Raw genomic sequence first — 11,763 nt, forward strand, 5'->3', positions numbered from 1 at the left:
CCTAGTATTTCAATTGATTCATTGGATCAGCAGCCATCGACTCAAACATGTCGATCACACGACAGTCCTCACACATGGCGATGCGATTAATGGCAGCTTCATCAGAGAAATGAGAATGACCACGAAGTTTGTTTTGCAGCATGTCGATCATCGATTGCGGAGCAAAAGGCTTGTGACAACGAATGCACTCGGCTGCCTTTTCTTCATGAATCACAACCGCTTTCTGGCGTTCTTCTTTCACCCAGTTCATACGAGGAGTAAGCGTCAGCACTTTCTCTGGACACGCTTTCTCGCACAGCCCACATTGAATGCAGTCTTGCTCGACGAATTTAAGCGACGGAGATTGGCCGTCCGTATGCAATGCACGTGTTGGACACACCGCCACACAGCTCATGCACAACGTACAATCTTTGCTTTCACAAGAAACCGTGCCGTAAGGTGCATTCGCTGGCAGTTCAACAATGTTCTCAACTGGAATACGCGATGCTGACAACGCATCCAACGCCGTAAATAGACGCTGACGTTTGTTACCTTGCAAATCACCTAATGCCAAATCAAAAGACTCGGTACAAAGTGTCGGAGCACCTTCACGTAGTGATTCTAGATACAGAATGTCGATGGTTTCTTTGGCGATACCAAGCTGGTCGAGCAGCTCTTGAGCAATACCTACTTCGCTATTCAGCACACGAATAATGGTTTGAGGCATAAAACGCGAAGCCGCAAACAGCACCTGAGTGGCACCGTTCACAAGCGCGGCAAACCAAGTATCTATACCAACCGAAGGCAGTTCTTCCACCACAATGGGAATCACATTATCTGGAAGTGCTTTTAGTGCCATCACGTTGTAGCTCTCGTGGCGAGAACTACAAATCAATACGATAGGATCTAAACCACCCGCTTGCTCATAGTTGGCTAGCGTACGTTCAATAAACTTTTGTGTATCTTCGGGGTTTGGCAATGCGTAATGAATAGCTTCTGTCGGACACGCTGTAGCACAAGTACCCACGCCTTGACATAGGTATGGATTGATCTCGATGCGATGGCCCGTTTTGTCGCTGCCTTCACTCGATAGCGCCCCTGCCGGACAAGCATCCACACAACGTTCGCAACCTTTTACGCCACGAGAGCTGTGTGCACATAGATCGGTATCTAAACGGAAGAATTTCGGTTTATCGAATGTCCCCATCAAGGTTGGAATTTCTTCCAACGCCTCAGCCAGTTTCGGATAGCCACGACCAACTGGGTAGTAGCCCGGTACTGGTACTTCTTCCGACATGCAGCTGTTTAGGCAAAGATCGAGTACGATATCGAAACAATCGCTATTGATCGCGACCTTGGCAAGATTGTTGGTCGAACCATGATTTTCAATCAGAACTTCAAACGTACCTAAGAACCCTGAAACCTGAACCGAATTGGCGTAGTAAAGCTCGGGATTTGTTCCCTTTTCGCCATCGGTAGAAAGCAGCGTTAGGCTGTTCATTTGCGACAATTGCGCTGCCGCACTTTCGATGATTGCCGTTGGACCCACAATCAAAGTATTACCGCCGCTTTCATAGCTTACGGTTGGTGGAATAAGATTGGTCAACTCTACGGTATTTTCGAAAGCGTACAGCCTCGCTTTACCGTTATTGGAAGTTGCTTGTTCTAATAATTGTTTCAGCATTGCTCAATTCCATTTATGAACATGGATAGTCTTTTCCATCTCTTAGTGTAGTTAGCGCCGGAGATTCTGCTGATTAACTTATCAATGAGCATCCTTATTCCGCCATCTATAGGCGATGAATACTACGCAGTGCGTCCGTGCTAACTTCAACCAGATTGGTATTGAGCAACAAATAGCAAATGTCATGCCAATAAAATATCAATTAAAATTCAATCACTTAGATATTTTACCGACAAATAGTAGGGATAAAAAAACCGGTTGAGACATTTTGTCCCAGCCGGTTCATTGAGTGTTTAGTCAAAATGTACCTATTCTTTGTGTGGTATATTTTGTCTCACCTCATTAGGCGGTGATTCCTCAGCAAAAGTATCACTTTCACCAGATGCTGTATTTATATACAGTTCATTTTCATCTTGGGTAATTCCGGCGCTTTTTTCGGCGTTTAGTTCTGAGTCTTCAACCACCTCAGATGCGATATCGTCAGCGTTAAGTTCAGATCCTTGCGCCGTTTCAGCGTCTGGTTCTTCTTCCACTTTTTCTTTAACCCAATCACGCAGCGTCTCTGCGACGTCTTTAGAAAGTGACTTTAAGTTACTGTAATCATCATCGTAATCGTCTAGGCCATCACGCACGTTAAATTCTTCGGACAAGAACATTTTGCGCAGCGCGTCTTTCTTAACGCTTTCTGAAGCTTCAGAAACCAGCAGTTGCGCCACAGACATTTCTTCGGGCTTTTCAGTCTCTACACTCGCGGTAATGTCTGGAGCCTGACTAACCTCATTGACGTTCAAAGCGTCTGAGCTTTCGTCTGCGTTTGAAAGCGCTGTGACACTATCTTCGGATTGCTCCGTCTCTGCTATCGGCGTGATCTCTTCATCATATTGGGAAGATTCTTCTAATTTACGTTTCGACCAACGGCTTAAAAAACTAGTTGCCATTTGCTCTGCCCGCTCCTTTGCGTTTCTTACGTCTTACTTCTAACAACTCACCGTGGCGACCGATGAAGGCTTCCATCCAAGCCTGAACGGCTAACGGCATATCGTTGGATAGTACAAGGTTGTCGCCATCCATATATTGCGCCGCGACAGATTGTGAAGCCGTTAGTAGCTGTATCGCTGGTTTTTCACCAGACTCGACGTTATCCATCACTAAAAAAAGTTTAGGTTGCTGAGAGCTTAAGTTAAAGCGGTAGTCTGTACGCTCGTCTTTGTGCAATTGCAACAGACAAACATCTGGAGTCTCTTCCGTCGGATTTAGCGCAAATCCCGTCAACTGCCATTGGGTTGTTACCCAAATCCCTGTACTGATCTCATGCTCAACAAGCTCTACGCCAATTGGCCATGCGTCTTCGGTCTTCTCGTAATTGTTCTCGAAATCTTTCTTATCCGACATAACTCACCCAGTTTTTCTATTTTGGTCTGAAAGCAATCAGGACACTTTGACCTTACTTTCGACCATTTTATTGACTTATAAGCAATAAACGAGCCACACTGATAAAGCTTAGCCTATTCATGTCCTCTGGCTATAAGTACCAAACTAGCCGAAACTCAAATGTACTGATGTGTCATTACTGCGAACTCGCAGTTTTAATGCATTGTTGACATAAAACCTCGCAATTTTTGTGGGAACCGTTATTTTGGAACGAGATTTGCTTTGCTAACCACTTAGCAAGCTAAATGCGTAGCAACCTAACGCTCTTAATCACTAGGACACGACTGTGCTGAAACCAAATATTATTAAAACCAGTGAAAATCCCCTGCAAACCATTGAAGTCGACGTGTACGACGAGTACGGCGAAAAACTGACAAAGCAAATCGCATGCGAGCGCCCTCTTACGGTCATGCTGAACTGGAAAGAAGTGGTCACGCTCATGACGCTAGGTTCGCGTCCAGAAGCGTTAGTACTAGGTTATTTGAAAAACCAAAGCTTCCTGTCCGATCCAGCAGCGATTGAATCCGTCATTATTGACTGGGAAACGCATTCCGCAGCGGTAATTACTAAAGAAAATACCGAACATTTAGAAGGCGCTCTGAAAAAGAAAACCGTCACATCTGGCTGTGGTCAAGGCACCATGTATGGCAACGTGATGAAGCAGCTTGAGAACTACCAAGTGCCTCAAGTTCCGCTTAAACAATCAGAAATCTATTCCGCATTGGAAGCGTTGACTCATTACAACGACACCTACAAAAAAGCAGGTGCGGTGCATGGCTGTGCGGTTTGCAAAGGCAATGAGGTATTGTCATTTGTGGAAGATGTCGGTCGCCACAATGCTGTGGATACGCTTGCAGGTGAGATGTGGCTCAAAGAAGAAACAGGTGAAGATAAAATTTTCTACACAACTGGTCGCCTTACTTCAGAGATGGTGATTAAAGTGGCCCAAATGGGCATTCCTGTTCTGCTTTCTCGCTCTGGCGTTACTCAAATGGGGTTAGATCTTGCGAAACAATTTGGCATTACGACGATTGCGCGAGCAAAAGGTTTGCGATTCCAAGTATTTACCGGAGCCGACAAGATTGAGTTTGATGTGAAAGGCGAAAGTGCATCTCGTTAACGAGAAAATAATACAAAACCGTCGATTCGTGTAAACTTATAACAATTGGGATAAGTAAATCATCACGTTATGAAGGCTTAATTAAACGATATAAGTCAGAAATAGCAACATGTGTTGTAGCAATAACAACGCTTGCTTTAATTGATGCTAACTACAGCTCATTCACAAAGGATGTGAACTATGGACAATGACCAACTGTGGAATTTTTTGCTCACGCCCAGTGGCATCATGCTCTCAATGATCATTACATTTGGTGTCGTCGGCATATATGCGTATATAACCGGTCAGTTTAAGGATTAAGACCAATATAAAAAGCCTCGCTAAATAGCGAGGCTTTTGCTTTTTAAACGCTTTGCGAGTAATTACGCGTCAACGCCACGAGATTTTAGGAACTCAGAGTACGTGCCTTTGAAGTCCGTGATCTTGCCATCGCGGATTTCGATAATACGCGTTGCTAGCGAGTCTACGAATACACGGTCGTGAGATACGAAGAACAACGTGCCTTTGTATTGCTCAAGCGCGGTGTTCAAAGATTCAATCGATTCCATATCCATGTGGTTGGTAGGTTCGTCCATTAGCAACATGTTTGGCTTGTGCATCATCAGCTTACCAAGCAGCATACGACCTTGCTCACCACCAGACAGTACTTTTACTGACTTCTTAATGTCGTCTTGACCAAACAGCATACGACCAAGGAAACCACGAACGACTTGCTCGTCATCACCTTCTTGACGCCATTGACCCATCCAATCCGTTAGGTTCATGTCTTCTGCAAAGTCATGCGCGTGGTCTTGCGCGTAGTAACCGATGTTTGAGTTTTCAGACCATTTGTACTCACCCGCACGCGGTTCAAGCACACCAGCAAGCGTGTTTAGAAGTGTGGTTTTACCCACACCGTTCTCACCGATGATCGCAACGCGCTCACCCACTTCAAAAATTGCATTGAAGTCTGAGAACAAGTCCTCTTCGAAACCTTGGCTTAGGTTTTCAACAATCAGAGCGTTACGGAACAGCTCTTTCGACTGTTCGAAACGAATGAATGGGTTTTGACGGCTAGACGCTTTCACTTCATCCAGTTTTATCTTGTCGATTTGCTTCGCACGAGATGTCGCTTGTTTTGCTTTCGATGCGTTTGCTGAGAAACGTGCAACGAACGTTTGTAGCTCTGCAATTTGTGCTTTCTTCTTCGCATTGTCGTTTAATAGACGTTCACGAGCTTGAGAAGCTGCTGTCATGTACTCATCGTAGTTACCTGGGTAAATGCGCAGTTCACCGTAATCCAAGTCAGCCATGTGCGTACATACTGAGTTTAGGAAGTGGCGGTCGTGCGAGATGATGATCATCGTGCAGTTACGCGCGTTTAGCGTGTCTTCCAACCAACGGATCGTATCCATGTCCAAGTTGTTGGTAGGTTCGTCAAGCAGCATAACGTCTGGGTCTGCGAATAGAACTTGCGCTAGAAGCACACGAAGTTTCCAGCCCGGCGCCACTTCGCTCATCAAACCGAAGTGTTGTTCCATTGGAATACCCACCGCAAGAAGAAGCTCGCCCGCTTTTGCTTCTGCCATGTAGCCGTCCATTTCCGCAAACTGAACTTCTAGGTCAGCCACTTTCATGCCGTCTTCTTCACTCATTTCAGCAAGTGAGTAGATACGGTCACGCTCTTTCTTCACTTCCCATAGCTCTTTATGACCCATGATAACGGTATCGATTACCGTAAATTCTTCGTAAGCGAACTGGTCCTGGTTTAGTTTTGCAACGCGCTCGTTTGGATCGTAACTCACGTTACCGCTGGTTTGCTCAAGCTCGCCGCTGAGGATCTTCATAAAGGTTGATTTACCACAACCGTTAGCTCCAATTAAGCCGTAGCGATTACCTTCGCCGAACTTAACTGAAATGTTTTCGAATAGCGGCTTAGCGCCGAATTGTTGAGTAATATTCGCTGTGGAGATCAAAACCTTTACCTTAGCAATTGGGGTGTATTTAGAAAAACCGGGCAACGGTACTTGTTCATGCTACATACTGCAAGTGTTGTTTTTATTAATTCATCGCTAGTGAAACCATCGCAGTGCTTCTTCAAAGCAAAAAGCTCAAGCACAAATGCGTCATTGAATACAAAAAAGAGCCAGTATTATAACTGGCTCTTTCTTCCGTAATGCTTACAACAAGTGACTAAGCGATATTCGTCACCTCTAGGATCAGCTCGGCTTTTTTAGGTAAATAAATACTGAATTTACTGCCCTTTCCCCATTCCGACTCGGCTTTTAGCTCACCACCCGTTTGGCTGAGGATACTTTGAGAGACCGACAGTCCCAATCCAGTACCCTCTCGCTTCGTCGTGTAAAATGGTGAGAAGATTCGGTTCAAGTTTTCTGGCTTAATACCGCAACCCTCGTCAATAACATGAATCGCGGCTCCTTTCACTTCGCCCTCTTCAATCCAGTCTTCACTGACTACTGTTAACGTGCCTTTGCCGTTCATTGCGTGAATGGCATTCATTTGCAAATTAACTAAGATTTGTAGCAAGTGGTGACGGTTTATCTCAACGGACGTATGCGCTTGTAGATCAGTCACAAACTCGACGTCGCGTTTCTTGGTGCCCGTTTTAACCAAGGTGATGCTTTCATCAATGATAGGATTGACATGTTGCCAAGTGATTTCATCTTGAACACCACCTTGGCGACTGTATTGCAATAAACTGCGCGTGATATTGCGAATACGGTCGATTTGCGCGTGAATCGCATCAACCTCCTCTTGAACTCGACTTGCATCGTCACCCAATTCAAAATGGATCAATTCTACATTGCCAAGAATCACGGCGGTTGGGTTATTAATTTCGTGAGCAATCCCCGCGGTGAGTTCTCCCAGTGCTGCCAGTTTTTCATGAACAACGAGTTTGTCGCGAGTTTGGTTGAGCAATTGAATATGCAGCTCTAGATCTTGGGTTTTTTCTCTAAGGCTTGCCGTGCGTTCTTGAACTTTGCATTCAAGTTGCGCTGCGGAGTTCTTCAGTTCAATTTTGCGCTCTTCTAGCGCGTCTAACATATCATCAAACTGTCTGGCTAACTGCGCAAGTTCATGATCGGCATCTAAGCCCAATGGACCAATCCGTTTTTCTTTTCCTTGTTGGACCTGCTTGACTACTTTATGAATGCGTTCGATCGGTCGAAACAGATCATAAGAACCGCGATATACCATCACGCCGGAAACCAGCAATAACATAATGGTAATCAAGCTAATTTCTGCAATGTTGGTCATGTAGGCTTTAACGAATGGCCACATGAGGTAACCGGTATAAAGCATACCAATGACGTTGTCGTATTGGTCTTTGATCGGTTGATACGCCGTAATATACCAAGCGTCATACACATAGGCTCGGTCAACCCACTGCTCACCTTTTGAAAGTACTTGGTTATACACTTCTGCGCTCACGCGAGTGCCTATGGCGCGCCCTAGCCTATACTCGCTGTCTAGAGGAACGTTGGTACTTACACGCAAATCATCAAGAAATACCGTCAACGTGCCAACCGGACGAAGGCGATCATTATCGCTGAGATAGATTAAGTCGCGAATTTGATCTACCAATACAGTGCTGTTATTGAGAAGCAAACCACCATCAAGAAAGCCGATCAAATCGTTCACTTGGCTGTATACCGGAATAACGGTACGGCTCACCAAGCCGCGCGCTTCCATTCCACCGTCAGCCAGAATGGGCACTTCAGCTCGCTTGGCGAGTTCCGGATCGAGCTGTTCGAGTTCTTCCCGATTGAGTACATCAAAAAACGATTCGCGCTTGGTGAGATCCATAAAACGGAATTTGTTTTCCATCGAATTAACGCGTTGGAAAGAGAGAAAGTCTAGGGAGTAACGTTTTTTCTGTTCAGTAACCCACTTTTGTAGCTCGTCTTGTGGTGTCCCTTGATTGATTCGGGTTCGGAAGTCGTAGGAGTCAGCAAACGCTCGCACGTAATTGGCTTGCTTTTGTTGTAACAACGTCACGCTGTTATTTGCTACACCCAAACGCTCTGACACATCCAGCAGCGCGTTTTGCCACGTGTAATGGATAGACCAATAAATGGTAATCCCGATCAGGGCTATCAAAGTCAGAAAGATAGGTGCGGAGGTTAAAAATAATAAGCGATAACGCACCATAGTTTTAAAACGGTGCGTCCATTTCGACAATCCTTTGTGCTGTGGGCCGTTAGTCGGCATATTCCTCATCCTCAGAATCCCATTCTTTATACTTACGTTCTAAGGTCTTACGCGCCACGCCTAAGTCACGAGCAGCGGCTGATTTGTTGCCTTCGTGCAAGTTAACGACCTGTTTTATATGTGCTTTTTCGACTTCTTTAAGTGTCCAGTTGTTTGGATACCCCTCACCAGTGAACTCTCTACCTTCTTTAAACGTCGGTAGTTCAGCAGAATGAGAAACGGTAATCGACACATTAGGCAATGAGTGTCCACCATTCAGCTCCCGCCAATAATGCGCTGGCGGCTTACCGAGCAAAATGCATCGCTCAATCAAGTTTTTCAGTTCACGAATATTGCCTGGCCAATCGTACTCACTCATGGCTTCCATGTCCTCGTGCGCCCATTTTGGCGCAGGCATACCAAGCTCCCGCGTCAGCATATTGCTGAAAAATGGCACTAACTCAAACAAATCGGTTTTACGCTCTCGCAGCGGACACACTTCGATTTTGAGCACATTCAAACGGTAATACAGGTCACTGCGGAAGTTTCCTTGGTTGACCTCTTCTTGCAGGCTTCGGTTGGTGGCGGCAACAATACGGACATCAATGCTGATTTCTTTTTCTGAACCAACAGGACGGATAGTTCGCTGTTCCAAAACTCGTAACAGCGACGCTTGCATTGCAAGTGGCATTTCCCCAATTTCGTCAAGAAATAAGGTGCCACCGTTCGCAACACGGAACAAACCTTCACGAGATTTTTTCGCACCGGTAAACGCCCCCGATGTATGACCAAATAACTCACTTTCAAGTAGCTCTGGCGCAATGGCGCCACAGTTGATTGGCACAAATGGGCCCGTTCGCCCACTCGCTTGGTGAATACCTCGCGCAACCAGCTCTTTACCCGTACCCGACTCACCTTCGACCAAAACAGAAGCACGCGACGGTGCAAACTGGTTAATAAGCTGCTTAAGCTGACGCGTTTTCTCTGAACCACCGATGATCTCGGAGGTATTGTGACGTTGGTAATCGCGCTTCATGGCGTACTGCATGCGCTCGTTTAGACGTCGGTCCATGCAGCGACTGACCGCTTTTAGCATCTGCTCAAGGTTGAAGGGCTTGAGGATAAAGTCGGAAGCTCCGAGCTGCAGCGCTCGAATGGCAATTTCTAGATCCGCATAACCCGTCATGAAAATCACATCGGCGCGTTTTTCATCATCTTCAAACGCTTCTTCCCACTCAATCCCAGAACGCCCCGGCAGATTAATATCCAGCAAAATCAAATCATAATGGCGAGAATTGCGCAGTTGCTCTGCTTCTTCGATGCTGCCAGCAGTATCGACATGTGAGAAAAGCTTCCCCAATGCCTTTTTCAAAATGGCTTGCATGCCCAATTCATCATCAACGACCAGTACGGAAAAGGCGTTATATTGTTGGTTTGTACTAATATGGGATTGAGTAGACATATTTACCCCAGATGGCTTCGGATGGGACAGAGTGTACCAAGTTTAAACAGAGATACCCTACAAAAAGTGCGACATTTTGTACCAACGCAAACTTTTGTGCAAATAACCCCATGATTTAGTGCATAAATCGAGCACTTTTCGCTTGTAAAAGGTTGGCATCTTGTTTGCTATAAGGTGGCTACGGGGCGTATTCAAGTGATCTCAGGATGTTGGTGTTTGTTATTCCAACACCCTAAGACAACTTGCACTTTGAACCAATCGCTCTCGCCCAAGAGGCCTCTCCCAATGCATCGGGAGAAAAGCCAAAGAATCATTGGAAAGGAACACATAAAAATGAAAAAAATTGCGCTAACTCTGGCTGCGACGTCAATCACGCTTGTAAGTTACTCTGCGTTTTCCGCTCAAGATGGCGAGCACGTTCGCCTAGCAACCACTACCAGTACTTACCATTCAGGGTTACTTGATTACCTGCTTCCACAATTTGAGAAAGACACGGGCTACAAAGTCGATGTTATCGCTGCGGGTACTGGCAAGGCCTTAAAAATGGGCGAAAACGGTGACGTAGATTTGGTGATGACACACGCACCAAAAGCCGAAGGCACATTCGTTGAGAAAGGCTACGGCGTTCTACCTCGTAAACTGATGTATAACGACTTTGTAATTGTTGGCCCGAAAGCTGACCCAGCAAAAATCAAAAATGACGAAGGCGTGTTAGATGTATTCAAAGAGATCGCAAACAAAAACGCAACGTTCATCTCTCGCGGCGATGATTCTGGTACGCACAAAAAAGAAATGGGCTTCTGGGCTCAAACTAAAATCGAACCAAACTTTGGCGGTTACCGCAGCGTAGGTCAAGGTATGGGCCCAACTCTGAACATGGCGTCTGAAATGCAAGGCTACACCATGACAGACCGCGGCACATGGTTGGCTTATCAAAACAAATTGGATCTAGAAATTCTGTTCCAAGGCGATGAAAAACTGTTTAACCCGTACCAAGTTATTCTTGTTAATCCTGAGCGTTACCCAACAATCAACTACCAAGGCGCGAAAGCATTCAGTGATTGGTTGGTGAACCCTCGCGGACAGGAACTTATCAATGGTTTCCGCCTAAACGGTAAACAACTGTTTGTTGCGAATGCTGAGAGCAAATAACGCAATATGAATCTTGCTGATACAACACTGGAAGCGCTTCGCTTACTGGTGAATTTTGATGCAGACCTATGGGAGATCGTTGCGGTCTCCTTTAGTGTTTCTATCACGGCAATATCTTTAGTGGTATTGCCGGCTATTTTGATGTCCTTTGTACTGGCGTATACCGACTTTCGCGGTAAATGGTTTTTGTTGTCGATCGTGAATACGCTGCAAGCGGTCCCTACCGTCGTGATTGGCCTGTTGCTGTACATGTTGCTGTCGCGCGCTGGCCCTTGGGGAGACTGGCAAATGCTGTTCACTCAGAAGGCGATGATTTTCGGCCAAATGGTGATCTGTTTCCCTGTTTTGGTATCGATGATGCATGGTGCATTGCAATCTAGCGACCGTCGCGCTGTGGAAACTGCCATCACGCTAGGCGTCTCCATTCCGCGCGTGGCCGCTACGATGATTTGGGAAACCCGCTTTCCTCTACTCGCAGCTATCATTGCAGGGTTCTCACGTATCGTAACCGAGGTGGGCTGCTCAATGATGGTAGGCGGAAACATTATGGGCGTAACGCGCAATATTCCGACCGCTATCGCAATGGAAAGCAGCAAAGGTGCTTTTGCGCAAGGAGTTGCATTAGGAATTGTATTACTATCTTTAGCGTTGGCACTAAACTTCTTCTTATCAAGCATGAGAGGCAAAGGCTACCTCAGAACATAAAACATGAAGCAAACAAACGACTCACCATTAACCCCATGT

Annotated in this window: 9 protein-coding genes; 3 read left to right on the plus strand and 6 right to left on the minus strand. The window is 45.9% G+C overall.

Annotation, left to right across the window (positions count from 1 at the left end):
- Window position 1: 1 nt before the first annotated feature.
- From VEA_RS09770 to VEA_RS09780, 3 genes are all read right to left on the minus strand, one after another.
- Window positions 2-1,663, minus strand: a complete 1,662-nt coding sequence (locus tag VEA_RS09770) for a 4Fe-4S dicluster domain-containing protein (RefSeq protein ID WP_005396174.1) — start codon at window positions 1,661-1,663, stop codon at window positions 2-4.
- 308 nt (window positions 1,664-1,971) lie between these two features.
- Window positions 1,972-2,601 (minus strand): DUF3306 domain-containing protein, encoded by a 630-nt coding sequence (locus tag VEA_RS09775; RefSeq protein WP_006742579.1) that lies wholly within the window; start codon window positions 2,599-2,601, stop codon window positions 1,972-1,974.
- Complete coding sequence (locus VEA_RS09780) at window positions 2,591-3,055, minus strand: DUF3305 domain-containing protein (RefSeq protein ID WP_005396177.1); 465 nt, start codon at window positions 3,053-3,055, stop codon at window positions 2,591-2,593. The genes VEA_RS09775 and VEA_RS09780 overlap by 11 nt, the downstream gene beginning before the upstream one ends.
- A gap of 325 nt (window positions 3,056-3,380) precedes the next feature.
- Here VEA_RS09780 and VEA_RS09785 point away from each other — a divergent pair, with 325 nt between their 5' ends.
- Window positions 3,381-4,214, plus strand: a complete 834-nt coding sequence (locus tag VEA_RS09785) for a formate dehydrogenase accessory sulfurtransferase FdhD (RefSeq protein ID WP_005396179.1) — start codon at window positions 3,381-3,383, stop codon at window positions 4,212-4,214.
- Between the two features lie 362 nt (window positions 4,215-4,576).
- Here VEA_RS09785 and VEA_RS09795 read toward each other — a convergent pair whose 3' ends face one another.
- The 3 genes from VEA_RS09795 to VEA_RS09805 form a co-directional block, all read right to left on the minus strand.
- Window positions 4,577-6,169 carry an ABC-F family ATPase gene (locus tag VEA_RS09795; protein ID WP_012841837.1) on the minus strand — a complete coding sequence of 531 codons (1,593 nt, stop codon included), beginning with the start codon at window positions 6,167-6,169 and terminating at the stop codon, window positions 4,577-4,579.
- Window positions 6,170-6,386: 217 nt separating this feature from the next.
- Window positions 6,387-8,426 carry a sensor histidine kinase gene (locus tag VEA_RS09800; protein WP_041852961.1) on the minus strand — a complete coding sequence of 680 codons (2,040 nt, stop codon included), beginning with the start codon at window positions 8,424-8,426 and terminating at the stop codon, window positions 6,387-6,389.
- Window positions 8,416-9,867 carry a sigma-54-dependent transcriptional regulator gene (locus VEA_RS09805; protein WP_006742576.1) on the minus strand — a complete coding sequence of 484 codons (1,452 nt, stop codon included), beginning with the start codon at window positions 9,865-9,867 and terminating at the stop codon, window positions 8,416-8,418. The genes VEA_RS09800 and VEA_RS09805 overlap by 11 nt, the downstream gene beginning before the upstream one ends.
- A gap of 333 nt (window positions 9,868-10,200) precedes the next feature.
- Between VEA_RS09805 and VEA_RS09810 the strand changes: the two genes are divergently transcribed.
- Together VEA_RS09810 and VEA_RS09815 are read left to right on the plus strand one after the other, a co-directional pair.
- Window positions 10,201-11,019 carry an ABC transporter substrate-binding protein gene (locus VEA_RS09810; RefSeq protein WP_005396187.1) on the plus strand — a complete coding sequence of 273 codons (819 nt, stop codon included), beginning with the start codon at window positions 10,201-10,203 and terminating at the stop codon, window positions 11,017-11,019.
- Between the two features lie 6 nt (window positions 11,020-11,025).
- Complete coding sequence (locus tag VEA_RS09815) at window positions 11,026-11,724, plus strand: ABC transporter permease (protein WP_005396188.1); 699 nt, start codon at window positions 11,026-11,028, stop codon at window positions 11,722-11,724.
- The last annotated feature ends 39 nt before the right edge of the window (window positions 11,725-11,763 follow it).

Source organism: Vibrio antiquarius, assembly GCF_000024825.1.
In the GTDB taxonomy this organism is placed as follows: Bacteria; Pseudomonadota; Gammaproteobacteria; order Enterobacterales; family Vibrionaceae; genus Vibrio; species Vibrio diabolicus.